The 20,640-nt window shown below is 63.2% G+C and carries 20 protein-coding genes; 12 read left to right on the top strand and 8 right to left on the bottom strand.

What is annotated here, in order from left to right; all coding sequences use genetic code 11:
- Nucleotides 1-22: 22 nt before the first annotated feature.
- The gene (locus AC4K8G_RS07115; protein WP_491733462.1) at nucleotides 23-2,311 is read left to right on the top strand and encodes an NADP-dependent malic enzyme; all 2,289 of its coding nucleotides are present in this window, start codon (nucleotides 23-25) and stop codon (nucleotides 2,309-2,311) included.
- On the opposite strand, the gene AC4K8G_RS07110 is transcribed toward AC4K8G_RS07115, so the two are convergent.
- Nucleotides 2,308-4,398, bottom strand: a complete 2,091-nt coding sequence (locus tag AC4K8G_RS07110) for a RelA/SpoT family protein (protein WP_491733461.1) — start codon at nucleotides 4,396-4,398, stop codon at nucleotides 2,308-2,310. The two genes, AC4K8G_RS07115 and AC4K8G_RS07110, sit on opposite strands and share 4 nt — an antisense overlap.
- A gap of 93 nt (nucleotides 4,399-4,491) precedes the next feature.
- The gene (locus AC4K8G_RS07105) at nucleotides 4,492-4,809 is read right to left on the bottom strand and encodes a CC_3452 family protein (protein ID WP_491733460.1); all 318 of its coding nucleotides are present in this window, start codon (nucleotides 4,807-4,809) and stop codon (nucleotides 4,492-4,494) included.
- Nucleotides 4,810-4,934: 125 nt separating this feature from the next.
- Here AC4K8G_RS07105 and AC4K8G_RS07100 point away from each other — a divergent pair, with 125 nt between their 5' ends.
- Nucleotides 4,935-5,432: a winged helix-turn-helix transcriptional regulator gene (locus AC4K8G_RS07100; RefSeq protein WP_491733459.1), complete on the top strand. Its 498-nt coding sequence runs from the start codon at nucleotides 4,935-4,937 to the stop codon at nucleotides 5,430-5,432.
- A 3-nt stretch (nucleotides 5,433-5,435) separates the two neighbouring features.
- Here AC4K8G_RS07100 and AC4K8G_RS07095 read toward each other — a convergent pair whose 3' ends face one another.
- The 4 genes from AC4K8G_RS07095 to AC4K8G_RS07080 are packed head-to-tail and all read right to left on the bottom strand — an operon-like array spanning nucleotide 5,436 to nucleotide 8,780.
- Nucleotides 5,436-5,906, bottom strand: a complete 471-nt coding sequence (locus AC4K8G_RS07095) for a hypothetical protein (RefSeq protein ID WP_491733458.1) — start codon at nucleotides 5,904-5,906, stop codon at nucleotides 5,436-5,438.
- Nucleotides 5,882-6,163 (bottom strand): hypothetical protein, encoded by a 282-nt coding sequence (locus AC4K8G_RS07090; RefSeq protein WP_491733457.1) that lies wholly within the window; start codon nucleotides 6,161-6,163, stop codon nucleotides 5,882-5,884. The genes AC4K8G_RS07095 and AC4K8G_RS07090 overlap by 25 nt, the downstream gene beginning before the upstream one ends.
- A gap of 30 nt (nucleotides 6,164-6,193) precedes the next feature.
- Nucleotides 6,194-8,605, bottom strand: coding sequence for a ligase-associated DNA damage response DEXH box helicase (locus tag AC4K8G_RS07085; RefSeq protein ID WP_491734430.1), 2,412 nt, complete (start codon nucleotides 8,603-8,605; stop codon nucleotides 6,194-6,196).
- A complete protein-coding gene (locus tag AC4K8G_RS07080) occupies nucleotides 8,595-8,780 on the bottom strand; it encodes a hypothetical protein (protein ID WP_491733456.1) in 186 nt (61 codons plus the stop codon). Before AC4K8G_RS07080 ends, AC4K8G_RS07085 begins: the two co-directional genes overlap by 11 nt.
- Before the next feature lie 40 nt (nucleotides 8,781-8,820).
- Between AC4K8G_RS07080 and AC4K8G_RS07075 the strand changes: the two genes are divergently transcribed.
- The 8 genes from AC4K8G_RS07075 to AC4K8G_RS07040 all read left to right on the top strand — a co-directional run bounded on the left by AC4K8G_RS07075 (nucleotide 8,821) and on the right by AC4K8G_RS07040 (nucleotide 17,149).
- Complete coding sequence (locus AC4K8G_RS07075; protein WP_491733455.1) at nucleotides 8,821-9,819, top strand: ligase-associated DNA damage response exonuclease; 999 nt, start codon at nucleotides 8,821-8,823, stop codon at nucleotides 9,817-9,819.
- A 47-nt stretch (nucleotides 9,820-9,866) separates the two neighbouring features.
- Nucleotides 9,867-10,310: a GtrA family protein gene (locus AC4K8G_RS07070; RefSeq protein ID WP_491733454.1), complete on the top strand. Its 444-nt coding sequence runs from the start codon at nucleotides 9,867-9,869 to the stop codon at nucleotides 10,308-10,310.
- Nucleotides 10,307-11,311, top strand: coding sequence for an NAD-dependent epimerase/dehydratase family protein (locus tag AC4K8G_RS07065; protein ID WP_491733453.1), 1,005 nt, complete (start codon nucleotides 10,307-10,309; stop codon nucleotides 11,309-11,311). The genes AC4K8G_RS07070 and AC4K8G_RS07065 overlap by 4 nt, the downstream gene beginning before the upstream one ends.
- Nucleotides 11,280-12,131, top strand: coding sequence for a glycosyltransferase family 2 protein (locus AC4K8G_RS07060; protein ID WP_491733452.1), 852 nt, complete (start codon nucleotides 11,280-11,282; stop codon nucleotides 12,129-12,131). The genes AC4K8G_RS07065 and AC4K8G_RS07060 overlap by 32 nt, the downstream gene beginning before the upstream one ends.
- A gap of 74 nt (nucleotides 12,132-12,205) precedes the next feature.
- Nucleotides 12,206-12,946: an NTP transferase domain-containing protein gene (locus tag AC4K8G_RS07055; protein WP_491733451.1), complete on the top strand. Its 741-nt coding sequence runs from the start codon at nucleotides 12,206-12,208 to the stop codon at nucleotides 12,944-12,946.
- The gene (locus tag AC4K8G_RS07050) at nucleotides 12,928-14,838 is read left to right on the top strand and encodes a lysylphosphatidylglycerol synthase domain-containing protein (protein ID WP_491733450.1); all 1,911 of its coding nucleotides are present in this window, start codon (nucleotides 12,928-12,930) and stop codon (nucleotides 14,836-14,838) included. The genes AC4K8G_RS07055 and AC4K8G_RS07050 overlap by 19 nt, the downstream gene beginning before the upstream one ends.
- Nucleotides 14,835-15,434, top strand: a complete 600-nt coding sequence (locus tag AC4K8G_RS07045) for an HAD family hydrolase (RefSeq protein ID WP_491733449.1) — start codon at nucleotides 14,835-14,837, stop codon at nucleotides 15,432-15,434. The genes AC4K8G_RS07050 and AC4K8G_RS07045 overlap by 4 nt, the downstream gene beginning before the upstream one ends.
- A gap of 14 nt (nucleotides 15,435-15,448) precedes the next feature.
- Nucleotides 15,449-17,149: a hypothetical protein gene (locus AC4K8G_RS07040; protein WP_491733448.1), complete on the top strand. Its 1,701-nt coding sequence runs from the start codon at nucleotides 15,449-15,451 to the stop codon at nucleotides 17,147-17,149.
- On the opposite strand, the gene pgmG is transcribed toward AC4K8G_RS07040, so the two are convergent.
- Together pgmG and AC4K8G_RS07030 are read right to left on the bottom strand one after the other, a co-directional pair.
- Nucleotides 17,146-18,525: a phosphoglucomutase/phosphomannomutase PgmG gene (gene pgmG, locus AC4K8G_RS07035; RefSeq protein WP_491733447.1), complete on the bottom strand. Its 1,380-nt coding sequence runs from the start codon at nucleotides 18,523-18,525 to the stop codon at nucleotides 17,146-17,148. The genes AC4K8G_RS07040 and pgmG overlap by 4 nt on opposite strands.
- 32 nt (nucleotides 18,526-18,557) lie before the next feature.
- Entirely contained in the window at nucleotides 18,558-19,355 is a 798-nt protein-coding gene (locus AC4K8G_RS07030; RefSeq protein WP_491733446.1) for a division plane positioning ATPase MipZ, read from the bottom strand.
- A 68-nt stretch (nucleotides 19,356-19,423) separates the two neighbouring features.
- On the opposite strand from AC4K8G_RS07030, the gene panC reads away from it, so the two are divergent.
- Together panC and AC4K8G_RS07020 are read left to right on the top strand one after the other, a co-directional pair.
- Entirely contained in the window at nucleotides 19,424-20,251 is an 828-nt protein-coding gene (gene panC, locus AC4K8G_RS07025; protein ID WP_491733445.1) for a pantoate--beta-alanine ligase, read from the top strand.
- A gap of 82 nt (nucleotides 20,252-20,333) precedes the next feature.
- On the top strand, nucleotides 20,334-20,639 hold the full coding sequence (locus AC4K8G_RS07020; RefSeq protein WP_491733444.1) for a hypothetical protein: 306 nt from the start codon (nucleotides 20,334-20,336) through the stop codon (nucleotides 20,637-20,639).
- Nucleotide 20,640: the final 1 nt, after the last annotated feature.

Genomic DNA, 20,640 nt, shown 5'->3' with positions numbered 1-20,640 from the left:
CCTGTCCGCTAAGGCCGCCGCCATGTCGGAGAGCAACGTAAAATATACCGAAGCCGAAGCGCTCGAATTCCACGCCCAGGGGCGACCGGGCAAGCTTGAGATCATCGCCTCGAAACCGATGGCGACGCAGCGCGACCTGAGCCTGGCTTATTCGCCGGGGGTCGCGGTCCCTGTGCTCAAGATCGCCGAAAACCCGACCTGTGCTTACGATTACACCGCCAAAGGCAATCTCGTTGCCGTCATCTCCAACGGCACGGCCATCCTCGGCCTCGGCAATCTCGGCGCGCTCGCTTCAAAGCCGGTAATGGAAGGCAAGGCGGTGCTGTTCAAGCGCTTCGCCGATGTCGACGCGATCGACATCGAAGTGAACACCGAGGATGCGCAGAGGTTCATCGACTGCGTCGAATTGCTCGAGCCTAGCTTCGGCGGAATCAACCTCGAAGACATTGCCGCGCCCGGCTGCTTCGTGATCGAACAGACATTGCGCGAGCGGATGAAGATTCCGGTGTTCCACGATGACCAGCACGGGACCGCGATCATCAGCGCGGCCGGCCTCATCAACGCGTGCCACCTGACCAACCGCGAGCTCGCCGATGTTCGAGTGGTCGTGAACGGTGCGGGCGCGGCGGCGATCGCCTGCACCGAGCTGATGAAGGCGATGGGCGTGCGCGGCGATCATGTCATCATGTGCGACCGCAAGGGCGTGATCCACAAGGGCCGCACCGACCTCGACCAATGGAAGTCGGCGCATGCGGTCGAGACAGATGCACGAACGCTCGAAGACGCACTCAAGGGCGCCGATGTATTCCTCGGACTATCGGCCGCGAATGTCGTTTCCAAGGACATGGTCAAGAGCATGGCCAAGGAGCCGATCATCTTCGCCATGGCCAATCCGGATCCGGAAATCTGGCCGCCCGACGCGATGGAAGCGCGGCCCGATGCGATCATCGCCACCGGCCGTTCCGACTTCCCCAATCAGGTCAACAACGTCCTTGGCTTCCCTTTCATCTTCCGCGGCGCGCTCGACGTGCGCGCGACGGCGATCAACGAAGAAATGAAGATCGCCGCGGCGGAAGCGTTGGCCGAGCTGGCGCGCGAGCCGGTGCCGGAGGAAGTCGCGGCGGCCTACGGCGGACGCAACCAGAGCTTCGGTCGCGACTATATCATCCCGGCGCCGTTCGATCCGCGGCTGATGGAAGTGGTTGCTTCGGCCGTCGCCGAAGCCGCGGTGCGCACTGGTGTTGCCCAGCGTCCCATCGAAAATGTCGAGAGCTACCGCCAGGAGCTTCGCGCCAGGCTCAACCCGACCGTCGCCGTCATGAGCCTCGCATATGAAGGAGCTCGGCAGAATCCCAAGCGGGTGCTGTTCGCGGAAGGCGAAGAGCCTAACGTGCTGCGCGCCGCGATCGCGTTCAAGGAGGGCGGCTACGGCACGCCGGTGCTCGTCGGACGCGACGAGGTCTACGACCAGCTCAAGGAAATCGGCGTCGAGAATCCCAAGGATTATGAGGTCCTGAACAGCCGCAACTCACCGCTCGTCGGCCGCGCGGTCGATTACATTTACGAGAAACATCAACGGCATGGCTTGCTCCGCCGAGAGATCGAGCGGATGGTCAATCAGGACCGCAACTATTTCGCCGCGGCAATGCTTGCCCTCGGTGAAGCGGACGCGATGATTACCGGCACGACCCGGCCGTTCAGCCAGTCGTTGCGCCAGGTCCGCACGGTGATCGAGGACGAGCCGGAAGCAACCCCGTTCGGCATCAACGTCATCGTCAGCCGCAGCCATACCGTGCTGATCGCCGATACCGCGGTGACCGAACGCCCCACCGCCGAGCAATATGCGGCGATAGCGATGCGCGCCTCGTCTTTCGCACGCCGCATGGGGCTGGAGCCGCGCGTTGCGTTCACCAGCTACACGACCTTCGGCAATCCGCCGGGCATGCACATCGAGGAGCTGCGCTGCGCCGTAAAGCTGCTCGACGGCTTCCACGTCGACTTCCAATATGAAGGTGAAATGGCGCCGGATGTCGCGCTCAATTACGATATGCAGAAGCGCTATTATCCGTTCACGCGCCTGTCCGGCGCGGCCAACATCCTGGTGATGCCTGGTCTCCAGTCGGCAAGCCTGTCGACCAAGCTGCTTCGCGCGGTCGGCGGCGAGAGCGTGCTCGGCCCCTATATCCTCGGACTCGAGCATCCGGTGCAGATCGCGCCAATGACCGCGAGTGCGTCCGACCTGGTGATGCTTGCGGTGCTTGCGGCGGGCGATGCCCATGCCCGCCACCAGCGGCAGGCGGCGAAGGTCTAGATCCGCTCGACCGAGCTCACCGGCTCGGCATCGCGCAATGCGGCGATGATCGAGTGCAGGTGCGCGAGGTCGTGCACCTCGATGTCGAGGTGGAACGTCTGGAAGCTGCCGTCGCGGTGAACCAGCGCGAGATTGATGATGTTGGCGTGCTTCTGTCCAAGGATGCCCGACATGGTCCCGAGCGCGCCCGGGATGTCGCGCAGGATCACGGCGAGCCGCGCCGCGCCGCCGTCCGAACCCTCGCCCCAGGCAAGGTCTAGCCAATCGGCATCGACGCCGCTCGCCAAGGTGTCGCAGCCGATCACGTGAACCTCGATCTCCTCGTCCTCGCGCCTTAGGCCGACGATGCGGTCGCCCGGGATCGGGTGGCAGCAGCTCGCGAGGTGATAAGCAACGCCGGGGGTCAGGCCCTTGATCGAGATCGCCTTGCGTTGGCCGAGCGGCCGCGGTGCCACATCGCCGCCGGCTGAGCCAGGCATCAGCGCTTCCATCAGCGCCTCGTCGCTAACCCGCTTGCGCGCGATCGCGATCATCAGCTCGTCCTCATTCTCCAGCCTCAGCTTCTTGAGCGAGCGCTTGAGCGCATCCTTGTCCAACTCGGCCGGAAGCCTAGCGACGATCTCGTCGTAGATCTTGCGCCCTAGCTCGACCGTCTCCTCGCGTTCCTTGTGGCGGACGAAGCGGCGGACGCCCGCGCGCGCCTTGCCAGTCGCCACGAAGCGCAGCCAGCTCGGCTGGGGGTGTTGGGCTTCCGAGGCGAGGATTTCGACCTGGTCGCCATTCTCCAGCATGGTCCGGAGCGGCACCACCCGGCCATTGACCTTCGCGCCGACCGTGCGGTCGCCAAGGTCCGTGTGCACGGCATAGGCGAAGTCAACCGGGGTTGCGCCCTTGGGCAGCTGGATGAGCTCGCCCTTCGGCGTGAAGGCGAAGATGCGATCCTGGTACATCGCCATCCGGGTATGCTCGAGCAGCTCTTCCGGACTTTCGGCGTGATCGAGGATTTCGACGAGATCGTCGACCCACGGCACATGGATGTCGGCGCTCGGCTTGCCTTCCTTGTAAGCCCAGTGGGCGGCGAGCCCGCGCTCGGCCTGCTCGTGCATCGCCTTGTCGCGGATCTGGATTTCGATCCGCATCTTGGAATCGTGGATGACCGAGGTGTGGAGGCTTCGATAGCCGTTGCGCTTGGGTGTCGAGATGTAATCCTTGAACCGGCCGGGGACCATCGGCCAGCGGCGATGGATCAGGCCGAGCGCACGATAGCAGTCGGCGACATCGGCGACGACGATCCGGAACGCCATTACATCGGACAATTGCTCGAAGCTGATGTGGCGCTCGGCCATCTTCTTCCAGATCGAATAAGGATGCTTCTGGCGCCCGATGACCTCCGCTTCGAGGCCGTTGTCGGCGAGGTAAAGCTGCAGGCCTAGGCCGATTCGGTTGACGAGGTCGCCGCCTTGCTCGTGCAGCTGGGTGAGACGCCGCGTGATCGAGGCATAAGCATCAGGCTCGATTTCCCTGAACGCGAGCGTCTGCATCTCATTCATCATCTCGTACATGCCGATTCGCTCGGCGAGCGGCGCGTAGATATCCATCGTCTCGCGCGCGATGCGGCGGCGCTTTTCCTCTGACGGGATGTGATGCAGCGTCCGCATGTTGTGCAGCCGGTCGGCGAGCTTCACCAGTAGCACGCGGATGTCGTCCGAGAGTGCGAGCAGGAACTTCCGCAGATTCTCGGCGGCGCGCTCGTTTTCTGACTGCGCTTCGATCTTGGAAAGCTTGGTAACGCCGTCGACGAGCCGCGCGACGTCGCTGCCAAAGAGCTTGTTGATCTCTTCCGGGGTGGCGAGCGTGTCCTCGATCGTGTCGTGCAGAATTGCCGTGACGATCGTCTGATCGTCGAGCTTCAGGTCGGTGAGGATTCCGGCGACTTCGATCGGGTGGCTGAAATAGGGGTCGCCTGAAGCACGCATTTGCGATCCGTGCGCCTTCATCGAGAAGACGTAGGCGCGGTTGATCAGCCCCTCATCCGCATCAGGATCGTAGGAGCGGACCTTCTCGACAAGCTCATACTGCCTCAGCACGAGCCCAAGATGGGGGCAGCGGCGCTATTTGTGCAAGCGCGAAAGGAAATGGGGGCCGCGCCGAGGGGACGCAGCGCAGCCCCGCGGGGATTCTTACTGGGCAGCGAGCTTCGCGCTGGGCGCGGTCTTGGCCGACGTATTGCACTTATCGAGCTCGCCCGCGGCGAGGGCGCGGCCATCGACCAGGAAGCTGTCGACTCGGCCGGCGCGCTTTGCCAGCGACTGGCACAGCACGACCGGGCGGCTTTCGTTCGTCGCGCCCTGGCAGGCATCAGGCCCGCAATTCCAGGTGATGTCGCGGGCGATAAAGCGCTCGCTGCTGGGGGTAGCCAACTTGGCCGAATAGCTCGCGGCCAGGGCCGGGGAGACGGTCAGCGCCGCTGCAGAAAGTCCAAGAACCAAGCGAAGCATCGCACTTCCTCCTGTTTATAGTTGCGATTTGCAACTGAATAATACATTAAGTTTCGCTGCGCAACTGTTTTTTGGAACTGTTTTGTGTTTTGATAAGATTCGCTCGGGGGAGAGAGAAAGAACGAATGGCGGCTGACACGCTGACCACGCACCTAGATGCGTTCAAGGACGCGGCCTTGTCGTGCCCTATTCCCGCGGCGGTCGAATTGATCGGCGAGAAGTGGGCGTTCCTGATCCTTCGCGGCGCGCTTAATGGCCTGCACCATTTCGAAGAGTTCCAGGGCGGGCTGGGAATCGCGCGCAACATCCTGTCGGACCGACTCGGCAAGATGGTCGCTGGCGGAATTCTGGAGCGCTCATCCGATCCGACCGATCGCCGGCGGGTGATTTACTCGCTGACGCCCAAGGGCGAGGGATTGCTTCCGGTCGTTCTCGCCATGCGCCAGTGGGGCGACGAATGGGGCTATGGCAAAATGAAGGTCGTGCTGGCCGACAAACGCGATCGGCGGCCGGTCAAGAAGATCTGCGTCATTGCCCATGACGGCCGTGAGCTGAAGCTGAGCGACCTCACCTGGATTGATCGCGAGAGCGGCGAGATTCTCCTCCGAACCGCCGCCGAATAGCTTCTACTCTAGTCCGAGGATGTGATCGCGGAGTGCGCGGGCGTCGTGCAGCGCGTTATGCGGCACCACGCTGTTGGCGGCGGTGCTGAAGCCCGAAAGCTCGACGAACTTGAAGCTCAGCGGTGGAACCTCGACCATCACACCCGGCCCGGTCACCAGCAAAGCGTTGAGATACGCAATGTCCTCGGGCCAGTCGGCGACGATGACCGGTTCGGGGTCGCCTGCGAGATAATGAGCGATCATCCGCGCGGCATCCGGCCGGCCCATGCGGGGCGACTGCAGGCTGTCGGGCACCATGTCGAGGTAGGGGACGACGTTGCGCTCGACCCACTCTTCAAGCGGGCCCGCCCAGCCGAACGTCACGTAAAGCTCCTCGCCTTCTTCGGGCACCAGGGCGAGGCTCAGGAGCGCACCGCCCCAGCCATTATATTCGGTGTCGAGGAAGTACCTCAGTGCTGCTGCACCGCGGCGCAATTGTCGGTCGGAAGCGGCCTGCCTTTGCGGCACCGCTCTTCGGCGAGGCGAAGCTGCCTGCCTCGCTCCTCTTCGGCCTTGCGGATCTCGCGGCCGCGTTTCTCGTCGGCTTCCTTCTGGCTGGTCGTCGCTGCATCCACTCCGGCCGAGACGGCCTTCACCGGCAGGGTCGCGACATCGACCGCGGTTTTGGCGACTGTGCCGACGATGCATCCCGAAAGCAGGAGCGGCAGGGCGAGGATCAGCGAGCGCTTCACGAAGGCCAGAATCGCAGATGGCTGGGGCGATTACAATTGCATCGCGGCTTCCGCGAGCGCTTCGGCTTGCGTCAGCAGCACTTCGTCCGCCTCGGCGCCTGGCGGGAGGGCTTCACGCCCGACGATGACCATCAACGGCACTGCCATCGGCGTGATCCGCCCGGTTTCGACATGAAGCATGGTGGCGGCAGCGCGATCGACCAGCCTGACTAAGCGCCCAAGCTCGGTCATTCGCCGCCGTGCATCATCCCACGCGGCGCGAAGCAGCAAATGCTGCGGCTCGTAGCGGCGCAGGACGTCGTAGATGAGGTCGGTCGAAAAGCTGACCTGCCGCCCGGTTTTTTTCTTCCCCGGATGCTGGCGCTCGACGAGCCCGCCGATCACCGCCACCTCGCGGAAGGCGGTCTTCAGAAGGTATGAGCTTTCCACCCAGTCGACGAACTCCTGTTCGAGGATGTCGGCCGAGAAAAGTGCCTTGGGATCGGTGATCGGCTCGAGCCCGTAACAGGCGAGCGCATAGTCGTTGGCGACGAAGCCCAACGGCTTCAGTCCAGCAGATTCCATCCTTCGCGTGATGAGCATGCCGAGGGACTGGTGCGCGTTCCAGCCTTCGAAGCTGTAGGCGACCATGAAATGCTGCTTTTCGTGCGGGAACGTCTCGACCAGCAGCTGGTGTGGCTCGGGCAGTACCGACCGCTCCGACTGGATTTCGAGCCATTCGCGGACGTCGTCGGGAAAACGCTGCCAGTCGTTGCGGTCGCACAGCATGTGCCGGACGCGGTTGGCGAGGTGGGTCGACATCGACATGCGCTGGCCGCCGTAGGTGACGATCCGCGCCTGCTTGGAGGAGGCGCGGACGATGATGTCGGTGTCTTTGAACTGCTCGACCTCGAGGCTAAGGCCCGAAAAATAGAAATGGTCGCCGGGCGACAGGGTCGAGGCGTAGCCTTCCTCGATCGTTCCCAGCTTGCGCCCGTTGCGGAAGCGGACGGTTAGGAGCGGCTGCTCGACGATCACGCCGGCATTCAAGCGATGCTGCTGGGCGATCTGCGGGCGGGCGATGCGCCACATACCGCCCGGCTCGGGCACCAACCTGCGAAAGCGGTCGTAGGCTTTCAGCGCATAGCCGCCGGTCGCGATGAAATTGACAATCTCCTCGAACGTCTCGTCTTTGAGGCCCGCATAAGGTGCGGCTGAGCGGACTTCCGCGAGCAGCTCATCCTGCTGGAACGGCTCGGCAACGGCCATCGCCAATATGTGCTGAGCAAGTACGTCGAGAGCGCCCGGTCTGAATATCTCCGGATCAAGCTCACCGTCGTCGATGGCATCGAGCGCTGCCCGCGCTTCGAGATATTCAAAGCGGTTGCCGGGGACGATCTCGCCCTTGCTCGGCTCGTCGAGCCGGTGGTTGGCGCGCCCGATCCGCTGGAGCAGGCGTGAGCTGCCCTTAGGCGCACCCATCTGAACGACGAGGTCGACGTCGCCCCAGTCGATGCCAAGGTCGAGGCTCGCCGTCGCCACGAGGCCTCGCAGTCGTCCGGCGGACATCGCACTTTCGACCTTGCGGCGCGCTTCAACGGCGAGGCTGCCGTGGTGGATTCCGATCGGCAGCGCCTGGTCGTTGACCGCCCACAAATCCTGGAAGATCAGCTCGGCAAGGCTGCGGGTGTTGCAGAAGACGAGCGTCGTCTTGTGCTCTTCGATGAGCTTCATCACCTCGCGCGCAGCGTGGCGGCCCGAATGCCCGCCCCAGGGGATCTTGTTCTCCGGAATTAGGATCGACAGGTCGGGCTCGGCGCCGGGATCGCCGATGACGAGGTCGATGGCATCCATCTCAGCGTCGGGCGCCAGCCATGACCGGTAGGCATCGGGGTCGCTGATCGTTGCCGATAGCCCGACCCGGCGGAGACCGGGCGCAAGCTTTTGCAGCCGCGACATGGACAGGGACAGAAGGTCCCCGCGCTTCTCCTTGGCGAAGCCGTGGATCTCGTCGACCACCACGGTTCGCAAGTCAGCGAACATCTGCGCTGCGTCCGGGTAGCTCAGCAGAAGACTCAGCGATTCGGGCGTGGTCAGCAGGATGTGCGGCGGTTTTACTCGTTGCCGCGCCTTGCGGTCGGACGGCGTGTCGCCGGTGCGCGTTTCAACCCGGATGGCAAGCCCCATCTCCTCGACCGGCCCGATCAGGTTGCGCTGGACGTCGACGGCCAGCGCTTTCAGCGGCGACACGTAGAGCGTGTGCAACCCTTCCGGCGCCCCTTCCGCAAGCTCGCAGATGCTCGGCAGGAATCCCGCCAATGTCTTGCCCGCGCCGGTCGCCGCGACGAGCAGCGCACTTCGCCCCGCCTTTCCAAGCTGCAGCATTTCGAGCTGGTGCCGCCGCAGCGCCCAGCCTTTGGATTGGAACCAGTCCGCTACGACTGCGGGAAGGTCATTCTTCAGCTTTGTCCGTCCCCTCGCGCCGCCGCGCCTCTTCCTCCTCGTAGAGGTCGTGGGTCGCCTGCTCAGTGCGGCCGGTCTTGCCGGTCGAATGGCGGTTCATCACCAGCCAGACGAGCACGATCAACAGGATGACCGGGCCCAGGATTTCCATGATTCCGACCAATGATTCGTCCATTTGCAGGAAACCTCCGCTGTCTACACCTATATAGCTCGCGATGGCCCGCCTAGGTTCCTGGATCGAATCCCACCCCGAGGGGATTTACGTTCGCCCCGCCGATGCATGGATCGATCCTTCGCAGCCCAAGGCGAAGGCCCTGGTCACCCACGGCCATGCCGATCACGCGCGTGGAGGCCATGGCGCGGTGCTGGCGACGCCCGAAACCCTGGCGATCATGGAGACCCGCTACGGCCCGCAATCGGGTCAAGGCATCGCCTACGATGAGCAGACCCGAGTCGGTGACGTCGACGTCCGTTTCGTTCCCGCCGGTCACGTCCTTGGCTCAGCGCAGATCGTGCTCGAACATAAGGGCGAGCGCGTGGTCGTGTCGGGCGACTATAAGCGCCGTCCGGATCCGACCTGCCCCTGCTTCGTCCCCGTGCCGTGCGACATCTTCATCACCGAGGCGACCTTCGGGCTTCCTGTGTTCCGCCATCCTGACACCGGCAGCGAAATCGACCGGCTGCTCCACCGACTCCATTCGGACCCGAGCCGCTGCGTGCTGGTCGGCGCCTACGCGCTCGGCAAGGCGCAGCGAATCATCATGGAACTGCGCGCACGCGGTCACGATGCCCCGATCTACTTCCATGGCGCGACCGAGCGGCTGAACCAACTCTACGAAAGCTTTGGCATCGACCTTGGCGAGCTTCGCCATACGGGCGGCGCCTCGAAAGTTGAGATGGCCGGCCATGTCGTCATCGCTCCACCCGGCGCGCTCAACGACCGCTGGTCACGTCGTTTGCCTGACCCCGTGACGGCTATGGCATCGGGCTGGATGCGGATCCGCCAGCGCGCCCGCCAGCGCAATGTCGAGCTCCCGTTGATCATCTCCGACCATGCCGATTGGGATGAGCTGACGATGACCATCCGCGAACTCGCGCCGACCGAAGTCTGGATCACCCACGGCCGCGAGGAAGCGCTCAAGCATTGGTGCCTGACGCACCAGATCAAGGCGTGCGAGCTGAACCTTGTCGGCTACGAGGACGAGGACGACTGATCCTAAAAGTGCATCGACCGTTAACCATTCGATTGTAACCCGATCTCATGGATCGGGACGCGTTGGACCTGCGCAATGGGATCGCCTGGGCGAAGCCGCATGCAAAGAAGCTGTTCGGTTTCGCAGCGGTTTCGGGCACGGGCCTTGCGCTCGATTTCTGTTCGTTCGTCGCCTTGCTTTCGCTTCGCGTGCCGGCCTTCGCCGCCAACGCGATGTCGAGCTTTTCGGCGGTCACTTTCGTCTATTTCGCGTCGGTGCGACGGGTGTTCCATTACGGTGGTGAGTTCCACGTCGCGATGTTCGCGGCCTATGCCGCTTACCAGGTCTGCGGAATCGCCGCAGGCTCCTGGGCCGTCCAGTCGCTGATCCTGTTCGGACTGCGGGGAGCTGTCGCGAAGCTCGCCATCGTGCCGGTCACGTTCACCGCCAATTACCTCTTCATGTCCTGGCTGACCGCCAATCCCCAGCGCTGGGAAAAGGCGCGGTCATGAAGGTCCTCATCACCGGTGGCGCGGGCTTCGTCGGCTCGCAGCTCGGGCTCCATCTGCACAAACAGGGCGATGACGTGGTCCTACTCGACAATATGTCGTTCGGGCACCTCGACAATCTGCTTCACGACGGGAAGCCATTCGGCTGCTTCGTCTGCGCAGACGTCCGCGACGACGTCTTCCCCCATTGCGAAGGCGTGGACACGCTCTTCCATCTCGCCGGAATCGCCGCTTTGCCGGTGTGCCAGCAGGATCCCGGCGGCGCTTACGCCAACAATACGGGCGCGGTCGGTAACGTGCTTGAAACGGCGCGGCGCGCAGGCGTTCGGCGTGTCATTTTCTCGTCGACCTCCGCGGTCTACGAAAACAGCCAAGGCCAACCCTTTGCCGAAGACGCGGCCATTGCGCCTGACCTTACTTACGCCTGCACCAAAGCGGCGGCGGAGCAGGTCTGCGACAGCTATGCTGCGAATTACGGCATGGACATCATCATCTGCCGCTTCTTTAACGTTTATGGGCCGCACCAGGACGTGCTCCGGACCAGCCCGCCCTTCACCTCCTACCTAAGCCGAGAGTTCGTGCTGGGCCGCTCGCCGAAGGTGTTCAACTGGACGGACGCGCGCCGCGATTATGTCTATGTCGACGATGTCGTCGATTTGCTGGTTAGGATGCGCGACGCGGACGGGACCTTCGCTGCCGAACGCTTCAACATCTGCTCAGGCCAAGGCTATACCGTACCCGAAATCTACGATCATTTCCGGGCCGTCAGTGGACGCGACATCAAACCGGTTCGCGAAGATCCCGAGCGCTTCTGGGATGCCTATCCGACCCTGTTCGAAGGCAAATACGGGCTCTCGCGGAAGCGCATCACGAAAGAAGTCTTCAAGAACGCGGTCGGCGATCCGGCGAAGGCCAGGGAACGCTTCGGCTGGGCTACCCAGACTGCGATGAGCGACGGAATCGTCGCGGTCTATGAAGACGCCGAACGTCGGCTGGCGCGCTGAGGCTCAAGTGCCCGACCGTATCCTTCTCTTCATTCCCTGCTACAATTGCGCGCCGCAAATCGGTCGCGTGCTTGGCCGGATAAAGGGCGAGATCGCGGACTATTTCGACGAAGTCCTGGTGCTCGATAACGGCAGCCGGGACGGCACCGTCGATGCCGCGATTGAAGCCGCACCGAAGGTTCGGGTGAAGCGCGTCACGGTCGCTCGCAATCGCGACAATTACAATCTCGGCGGCTCGCACAAGGCCGCGTACGCCTACGCGGGCAAACATGGTTTCACGCACGTCGTGACCCTGCACGGGGACGATCAGGGCGACGTCAATGACCTGCTTCCGCTGTTCAAATCGGGCAAGCACCGGACGAATGACGCCTGCATGGGCGCGCGCTTCATGAAGGGCTCGCACCTCAACAATTATTCGACGTTTCGAGTGATCGGGAACCGCGTCTTCAACGCCATCTTTTCCCTCGCTGCGCGGAAGGGAATCACCGACCTTGGATCCGGCCTCAACGTCCTAGCGCGTTCGGCCTTTCTCGATCCGCGCATCAAGCGGCTTCCGGATGATCTCTACTTCAACCCCTATTTGCTGCTCGACCTGATCGGCGCGGGTCGGTCGGTGCATTTCTTCCCGATCAGCTGGCGGGAAGAAGACCAGGTATCGAACGTGAAGATGGCATCGCAGGCGCTTCGGACCCTGCGCGCGCCTTTCCTGTTCACCTTCGCTCGCAAGCGTTTCGGCCAGATGGATCTCCGAAGCCGCAAGCGCCGTTCCTACCGTTTCGATGTCATCGCCGATATCGTCCCGAAAACGGGCCTGATTTGAGCAATTATTAACCATCATTCTCGATAAGCATCCTCAGTGCCGCGAGTGGCAATATTGAGCGGATCGGGGGAAAGTTGGCACAAGTCGCGCTCGTCATGCCGATGGCAGGTCGCGGCTCGCGCTTCGGCCGCGAGGGCATTTGCACTCCCAAACCTTTAATCGACCTGTGGGGACGGCCCTTCTTCTGGTGGGCTGCCGAAAGCGCCCGGCGCGCGTTCGGCATCGGCGAAATGATGTTCGTCGTGCTCGAAGAGCATGTCCGTCATTTCGCGATCGACCGCCAAATCCTCGACCATTACCCGCAAGCGGGTATCGCGATTTGCGATGAGGTCACGGCGGGCGCCGCGGCGACCGCTCGCGTAGGCGTCGAGGCGCTAGCCACCGACGGCCCGATCCTTCTCAACGATAGCGATCATGCGTTCGTCGCCTCCCCCGTCAATCCAGTTTCCGCTCGCCTGCGCAACGCCACCGCCGCGGCATTGTTGACCTTCGAGTCCGACGATCCTGCTTATTCCTATGCCCGGCTCGATGAGGCGGGTGAGGTGACCGGCACGGTGGAAAAGCAGGTCGTAAGCTCCGATGCGATCGCCGGCGCCTACCTATTTGCCGGGCGTGACAAGTTTCTCGCCGCTTACGACCGTTACGAAACGGCGTGCCCCTATGACGAAGTCTATGTGAGCGGCATCTACAACCACTTGAACGGCTGCCACGTAGCTCGCCAGCGTCTCGAGCGGCATATCTCTTTTGGCACGCCCGCCGAGCTTGAGAAGCTCGAGGCGATCGGCCCCGAACAGCCATGGGCGAGCTGGCTGTGATCGTTGTCTCGCTGCCGACGTTCGCGCTAGCCGCGACTCTGCTCTTGCTCGCCCACGTCGCGCGAGCGCTGCGCTGGAGCCTGCTATTCCCGCGCAACAATCCCGAACCTGAAACGCGCGGACTGCTGACCAGCCTCGGCATTGGCTATGCGATCAACGCCGTCGTTCCGCTGCGCATCGGTGAATTCGTTCGTGGCTGGGTGGCGTCTCGCGCCCGCCGCGCGCGCTTTTCGGAAGTCATGGCGACGATCGTCGCGGAGCGCGCTGCCGACGTCGCCGTGGTTAGTGCGTTCATCGGGGGGCTGTGGTTTTCGGCAAATCACGCGATTTCGATCAGCATGCTGGCTTATCCTGTGGCGGTCATCGCATTGATGGGGCTGGCGCTGGCGTTGCGGGGCTCATCCGCGCTTCGCCGGTTGTTTTGGCGGGCCGCCGGTATCTTCAACCCAAGTCTGCGCTTGGCCGTGTCCGATTTCATCTGGTCGACCGCCGAGATCGTGGTTGGCGGCACGCTTTTGCGCTGGCAGTTCAGCCTGATCACATTCGTGATGTGGGGACTTTACGTTGCTGCTTACGCCTCATTCGCCGCGGCTGTCGGCGTCTCGCTGGGCGACGTGATGCAAGCGCTGCTCCTCCAGCCCTGGTCATCCTTCCTCATCGGTCCGCGAACCTCCGGCGTTGATCGTTTCGCACTGGCGATGTTCGTGCTCGTGCCAGTTGCACTGATTGTCGCGTCGCGCGGTTTGCAATTTGCCAATCGCTCGCTCGCTCATGTTGCCCGGCTGCTACGTTTTGCCGGGCCGCGCCCGCACTTCTCGTCGAGCACGCGCTACAGCCATCCGAGCTCGTACGAGGATTTCCTCGACGCCTTGTTCAGCGATGCTCGCGCGACGATCAGCGGCTTTGGCCAGCGCGGCGTCCATGACTGCATCGTGCATCGCTATTTCAACGGCGGCTCCGAGGCGCTGACCGCGCTTGTGGAAACGGGGGATGGCTTGCTCATCCGCAAGTTTGGGCTTGGCGCGGCCGCGACGAAGCTTCGCCAGCAGGCTGCGTGGCTTCAGCAAAATTCGGGTGCTGGCATGCCCTTGGTCCCGGTGATCGGCGACAATTCCAATGTCGGCGCCTTTAGCTACGATATGCCGCTCGTCGAGCGCTGCTCCGAATTCTACGAAATGACGCATTCCTCGCCGTTGCGCGATTCAAGCGCACTCCTCTTGCGGGTTTTGGATCGCTTAGATGCGTTGCACGCATCGGGAGAGCGTGAGGTCGCAGCGGGCAGTGCGGTCGATGGATATTTTGAGCAAAAGATCGCGCGCAACGCCGAGCAGATTGTGCGCTTCGCGCGAAGCGCCATCGGAAACGACGAGTATCTCCTGAACGGCGAGCATCATCGGCTCGACGAATGGAATTGCCTGCACGATCGCGATTGGGTGAACCGGCAGATCCAGGCACGCCAGCAAACGCTCGTCCACGGCGACCTCACCATGGAAAACGTAGTTGTTTCGCCTGACAGCCCGGACGGTTTTTACGTCATCGATCCGAACCCGGAGAACATTTTCGACAGCCCGCTGATCGATTGGGCCAAGATCATGCAGTCGCTGCACTTTGGCTATGAGGCGCTGAACAAGTCGGCTCACACCAATGTAATCAGCGGCGAGATCACCCTGCCGATTGCGCGGTCGGAAGCCTATGCGAGCCTCCACCGGCTGTTCGAATCCGAACTCGTGTCGCGCTTTTCGGACGACAGGCTGCGTGAGATCTACTTCCACGAACTGGTCAATTATCTTCGCCTGACGCCGTACAAGATCCGCCAATCGCGCGAACGCGGCCTTGCCTTCTTCGGCTGCGCCAGCCTGCTGCTGCGCCGATACCGGGAATATTACGCGTGAACCGGTTGAAAGCGCTTCTTGTCGACCTTGACGGGACGCTCGTCGACACGCGCGACGCGAATTTCGCTGCCTATCGGGCAGCGTTGGCCGCTTACGGCGTCACGCTCACTCGGGATTGGTGGGATGCCAATGCATTCGGCCGCAACTGGCGTGAGTTCCTGCCATGCCTCCTCGACGGTAACTCGCATATTTCCGCACCCGACGTGGCAGCGCGGAAAACGGAGCTTTATCCGGGTTACGTTGCGTCCACGGCCGTCAACGAGCCGCTCGCGCGCCTCATCCGGTTGTTGAAGCCTTCGCTTCGCATCGCGCTCGTCACCAGCGCTTCGCGCTCTGCCACGGACCTGCTCCTCGAGGTGCACGATCTGTGTCCTTTGTTCGATGAGGTTGTGACTGGAGACGACGTCACCACACACAAGCCCGCACCGCTTGCTTTCGCCTTGGCCGCCGAGCGGCTCGGCGTGGCCGCCGACGAATGCCTGATTATCGAGGACTCAGACGTCGGGATCGCGGCAGCCGCCGCATTCGGCGCGCCGTGCCTCGTCGTCGGGGATTTCACTCGCGGCCGATTCAGCGACTTCGCGCTCGCCTCATGATTGCAAATGCGGCCATGCGCGTCCGCGGCGTGACGGTGTCTCTACGGCTCGTGCGGCTGGCGGCCATCACCGTCGGTGTCATGCTCGGTGCGTGGCTGCTGTTGCCACTTATCGGGCCGGTACATCCCGAAGGCTTTACCGGATCGGTCGCGGCGCTAGCGCTGCATCTCAACCGCGATGCGCTCGCCAATTTCGACCCGCTCCAGCCGCTCAACACCGAATATTTCGGGCTGACCAAGCTCGGCTGGGTGCTCGCGCTCGCGGGCCTGATGAAGACGGGTCTGAGCTCGCTGATTGCGATGAGGCTGCTGACTTGGGTGAGCTTTGCGGCGCTGTGCGCGGCCAGTCTTCAACTTGTGCGCCGATGGACCGGCGCGCCGCTTTTGCTCATCGTCGCGGGCCTGGTAGTCATTCCTGGCATTTCCGAAAGCGCCTTCATCTTCAACGACAATGTGCCCTCGGCCGCGCTCGCGGCGCTGGCGCTCAGCTGCCTGTACCTCCCGGGACTCGGCGTTGGGGCCGTACTATGCGGACTCCTGATTGGCCTCAGCGTGCTTACGCGCACCGACACGATTCTGGTCGGCGCAGCCGTGCCGGTCATCATGTGGGAGCGCACGCACAGCATCCGAACGACCGCATATGCGCTTTTGGCAACCGGCGCGGCGGGCGCGACTGTGCTGCTGGGCACACTAGCCATCTTTCACGCGTCGATTTTCGACGTCTTCAAGGTCGCGTCCGCCGCAGTCGCTGGGTGGGGCCGCCCGGTCAGCGCATTCCGTCCGGTCGTGATGCTCGTCTATTTCGTCGGATTGCCGGGATTGATGCTCACCGCCTGCGGCCTAGTGACCCTCTTCCGGCGACACGAGCGCTTGGAGCTCGCCCGGCTGCTCCTCGTCCCTCTCCTGTTCGCCATCCTGATCGGGAGCAAATTGTGGGAAGCGCGCCAATTCCTGCCGCTTACGCCGTTCGTGCTCGCCATCGCGATATATGGCTTCCGTCTGATCATGGGTGCGAAGGGCGGCCGTGGCCTCGCGCTGCGCGCGGGGCTGGCCGCTGTGCTCGGCGTGTCGCTCCTTGGCCCGATCTCGGTTCCGCTGCAGGAAGACGGCTCCCATGCGCTGGGTGGCCGGCTTGCCAACGTGGTTCGCTGGCGCGACTGGCAGAAGCAGATCGATGCCGATTTTGCCCTGCTGGTAACCCTTCCGACGCATGCGGTGGGCTCGCGTCCGTTGGCCGTCGTCGCCGATCAATGGAACGAGGATCGCTACACCCACCTCACGCTCGAGGAAGCGGGCTATATGATCGCGCCGGGGCGCAAAGCGGCGTGTGCGACGGTGGCAGAGCGCTTCGTCAAAGGTCCTAGTGAAATCTACCTCGTCCGTCCGCAGCTCGGCTACGTCCGCTATTGGCGGCAGCTGCTCGGCGAGCGGATGGAACGGTTCGCGCTGCCGTGCATCGACAGCCTTCACGCCTCGGTAGTGCTCGTCGCCTCCACCACGCGCATTCATAAGCTCGTTGGCGCACCTGAAGTGCAGATAGCGCCCGGCGCGCTATATACGCCCCTCGGACTTCAACCGCTTGATGCCAAGGGCGTCCGCCAGCTCGTCAACGGCTATCATGACGACGCGTTGCGGGATCGGCTGTCAGGCCGTCCAAAGGGTACGCTCGAGCAGGCTGCGCTCGCTACGGAGCGACGTACGAACTTTCACGATTAGTGAGCGTTGTCTCCGCGCTTCACGCCTGATTTCCCAAGCTGGTCGTCGATTTGCGCAACCAGGCGCTCGACCCCGGACTGATCCTTAGCCTCCGCGCGCGCAACCAACACGTCCTGCGTGTTGGAGGCCCTAAGCAGCCACCAGCCATCGTCGGTGCTGACTCGGACCCCGTCTGTCGCGTCGACTTTCGCGCCGTTAGTGGACAGCCGCTCGCGGACTTCGTCGACAATGGCGAACTTGCGCACTTCGTCGACGGCGAAGCGCATTTCCGGCGTCGCGACCGACTTGGGCATCGCGTCCATGATCTCGGTCAGGCTCTTGCCGCGCGCGCCCACCGCTTCGATCAGCCGGACCGCGGCATAGAGCGCATCGTCGAAGCCGTACCAGCGGTGCTTGAAGAAGATGTGCCCGCTCATTTCGCCGGCAAGCGGCGCCCCCGTCTCCTTCATCTTCGACTTGATCAGGCTGTGCCCGGTCTTCCACATCAGCGGCTTGCCGCCGAGCGCGGCGATGCCGTCGAACAACACCTGGCTCGCCTTGACGTCGGCGATGATGGTCGCGCCCGGCTGTTCCTTCAGCACCGGCCCGGCGAGGATCAACATCAGCTGGTCGCCCCAGATTACGCGGCCCAAACCGTCGACCGCGCCGATGCGGTCGCCGTCGCCGTCAAAGGCGATGCCGAAATCGAGTTGCTCGCGTTCGACCAGCGCTTTCAGGTCGGCGAGATTGGCCTCGACCGTGGGATCCGGGTGGTGGTTGGGAAAATTCCCGTCGACCTCGGAATAGATGACGTGATGATGGCCCGGCAGCCGGTCGACGAGCATGTCGAGCACCGGTCCCGCGGCGCCATTGCCCGCGTCCCAGCCGACGCGGAACGACTTGCCTGAGAAATCCTGCAGAAGCCGGTCGGCATAGGCCTCGCGAATGTCCACTTCCTCGACCGTTCCCGCGCCGTCGGTCCAGTGGCCGGCTGCGGCGCGTTGCCCGATCTCCTGGATCTCCGCGCCGAATACCGACCTGCCCTTCAGCAGCAGCTTGAATCCGTTGTAGTCGGCCGGGTTGTGGCTGCCGGTAACCTGGATGCCGCCGTCGACGTCGAGATAATAAGTCGCGAAATAGAGCATGGGCGATGGGCCCATGCCAATCTGGATTACATTCATTCCGCCTTCGGTTAGGCCGCGGATCAGCTCGGCCTGGAGCACCGGCGAATGGGTGCGCCCGTCGCGGCCGACCCCGATCGTCCGCGCGCCTTCGCCATGCGCCTTGGCGGCATAGGTACGGCCGACCGCATAAGCGTCAGCCTCGGTAAGCGTGTCGCCCACGACCCCGCGAATGTCATATTCGCGAAGGATGGTTGGGTTGAAGTTGTGAGTCATTGCGCTGCCCTACGCAGCGTCGCGCGATTGGTTCAACCGGCAGCCGCGATCGGCTCAATTTGGCCTGGATCCGGAATGCCCAGCCCCGCGATCATCTCGCGCAGCTCCTGTCGCGCAGTGATGTGGGCAATGCCCACCTCGCCCAATTGCTGGAGATCGAGCAGGGTCAGGCCCTTGGGGAACAGTTCGCGGTAGATGACCCGCTCGCCAAGACCCGGAATCACACGGAAACCCACCCGGCGTGCAAGCTCGTCGAGCGCCGCGCCAACGCGCTTCAGATTGTGAGATTCGATGTGCTGCAGCCGGTTCCTGAGCACGACCCAGTCGACAGTCTTACCCGTCTGCTTGGCTCGCGCGGTTCGGCTGTTCCAGATCAGCTCGGCATAGAAGCTCGGCTTGGTCACCTTGTAATTTTCCGGGTGAACCTGGCCGATCAGGTCGAGGTCGACGAAGCTGTCGTTCATTGGCGTCACGAGCGTGTCGGCCTTGAGGATCGCGGCCTTGGCGATTTCGTCGTCGCGGCCCGGCGTATCGATCACGATTACGTCGGCCTCATTCGACAGGCGTTCGATCGCGGCCGCGAGGCCGGCGTCGCTATGCTCCTCGAGCACTTCATAAGCCGCCCGCGGCAGGTCGGCCTTTTCGAGCCGGCGCATCGTCGCATCGCGGTTCTCGAGGTAGCGAGTCATCGTCCGCTGCCGGCTGTCGAGGTCGAGCGCCGCCACGCGGTGACCCGATGCAGCGAGCGCGATCGCGGTGTGGACCGCGGTGGTCGACTTGCCCGTCCCGCCCTTTTCATTGGCGAAGACGATGAAATGCGGCTGGCTCATGCTTGATCTTTCCCCCGGCGCAAGTGCAAGCGCCGCCCGGATAGAGTTTTACCGGAGGCTCCGGCGGCGTGCAAATCGTTCGTAACAGTGAAGAATTGGCGCTGGCACGGGCGAATCTGTCTGAAAAACTGGCGTTGGTGCCGACGATGGGCGCCCTTCACGCCGGGCATATGGCGCTGATCGAAGAAGCGCGACGCCGGGCCGACAAGGTTGCCGCCACGATCTTCGTCAATCCGGCGCAATTCGGCCCAAACGAGGACTTCGGCCGCTACCCGCGGCAGGAATCGCAGGATGCGGCGATGCTCGAGCAGGCAGGATGCAACCTCCTATGGCTGCCCTCGCTTGACGATATTTACCCCGGAGGATTTTCGACCAAAGTCAGCGTCTCGGGCGTGTCGGACCGATGGGAAGGGGAGGCGCGTCCCGGGCATTTCGACGGGGTTGCAACGGTCGTCGCCAAATTATTGCTGTCGGTACGGCCGGACGTCGCTTTGTTCGGCGAGAAGGATTTCCAGCAGCTGGCCGTCGTCCGGCGCATGGTGACGGATCTCGCCATTCCGGTAGAGATTGTCGGCATCCCCACTGTGCGGGAAGTCGACGGGCTCGCGCTGTCATCACGCAACGCATATCTTTCGGAAGAGGAGCGGCGGCGCGCGGCCGCGCTGCCAGGGGCGCTCACTTATGCGCGCGACGCCATCCGCAACGGCGATGACCTTCGGCTGGTGCTGGATACCGCTCGCAAAATGCTGATCGACGCAGGCTTCTCGCGGATCGATTATTTCGCGTTCGTGGACGCGGCCACGCTCCAACCGCTCGGCTCACGCGGAGGCGAAATGCGCCTCATCGCCGCGGCCTCGATCGGCGCCACGCGCCTCATCGACAACCTCGCCGTCTGAATATGGTTTTTTCGCGTTAACCATTTCTTTGCCATCAGAGGCGAAATCTCTCGTCAGACGCACAGTCACGAGGGGAATGATAATGGGGGCAATGAGCGAAAAGAGCGCGGAATTCCTGATCCGGAGCCGCCTGAACGACGCTGAAAAGGGCAATGTCGACGCCTTATTCGACTTGGGTGTCGCTTACTCGACCGGCCGCGGCGGCGTCACCGTCGACCTGATCGAAGCGCACAAGTGGTTCAACCTTGCGGCGCTGTCGGGTTCGACCCGGGGACAGGAATGCCGCGCCGAGATCGCACTTGAAATGACCGCTCGTGAGATTGCCGAAGCGCAACGTCAGGCCCGCGCCTGGCTCGGCAGCTGCGGCTATCAGCGCCGCGCTGCCTAAA

The sequence above is a fragment of the Sphingomonas sp. SP3 genome (assembly GCF_058514305.1).
The sequence above is the reverse complement of the archived record's forward strand: the minus strand, read 5'-3'. Positions and strand labels throughout refer to the sequence as shown.

Bases quoted from the DNA above. Each gene is read 5' to 3' on its own strand.
- AC4K8G_RS07115 (WP_491733462.1), top strand. From the start codon at position 23: ATGTCGGAGAGCAACGTAAAATATACCGAAGCCGAAGCGCTCGAATTC.
- AC4K8G_RS07105 (WP_491733460.1), bottom strand. From the start codon at position 4,809: ATGCTTCGCTTGGTTCTTGGACTTTCTGCAGCGGCGCTGACCGTCTCC.
- AC4K8G_RS07100 (WP_491733459.1), top strand. From the start codon at position 4,935: ATGGCGGCTGACACGCTGACCACGCACCTAGATGCGTTCAAGGACGCG.
- AC4K8G_RS07080 (WP_491733456.1), bottom strand. From the start codon at position 8,780: ATGGACGAATCATTGGTCGGAATCATGGAAATCCTGGGCCCGGTCATC.
- AC4K8G_RS07075 (WP_491733455.1), top strand. From the start codon at position 8,821: ATGGCCCGCCTAGGTTCCTGGATCGAATCCCACCCCGAGGGGATTTAC.
- AC4K8G_RS07070 (WP_491733454.1), top strand. From the start codon at position 9,867: ATGGATCGGGACGCGTTGGACCTGCGCAATGGGATCGCCTGGGCGAAG.
- AC4K8G_RS07065 (WP_491733453.1), top strand. From the start codon at position 10,307: ATGAAGGTCCTCATCACCGGTGGCGCGGGCTTCGTCGGCTCGCAGCTC.
- AC4K8G_RS07060 (WP_491733452.1), top strand. From the start codon at position 11,280: ATGAAGACGCCGAACGTCGGCTGGCGCGCTGAGGCTCAAGTGCCCGAC.
- AC4K8G_RS07050 (WP_491733450.1), top strand. From the start codon at position 12,928: ATGGGCGAGCTGGCTGTGATCGTTGTCTCGCTGCCGACGTTCGCGCTA.
- AC4K8G_RS07040 (WP_491733448.1), top strand. From the start codon at position 15,449: ATGCGCGTCCGCGGCGTGACGGTGTCTCTACGGCTCGTGCGGCTGGCG.
- pgmG (WP_491733447.1), bottom strand. From the start codon at position 18,525: ATGACTCACAACTTCAACCCAACCATCCTTCGCGAATATGACATTCGC.
- AC4K8G_RS07030 (WP_491733446.1), bottom strand. From the start codon at position 19,355: ATGAGCCAGCCGCATTTCATCGTCTTCGCCAATGAAAAGGGCGGGACG.
- AC4K8G_RS07020 (WP_491733444.1), top strand. From the start codon at position 20,334: ATGGGGGCAATGAGCGAAAAGAGCGCGGAATTCCTGATCCGGAGCCGC.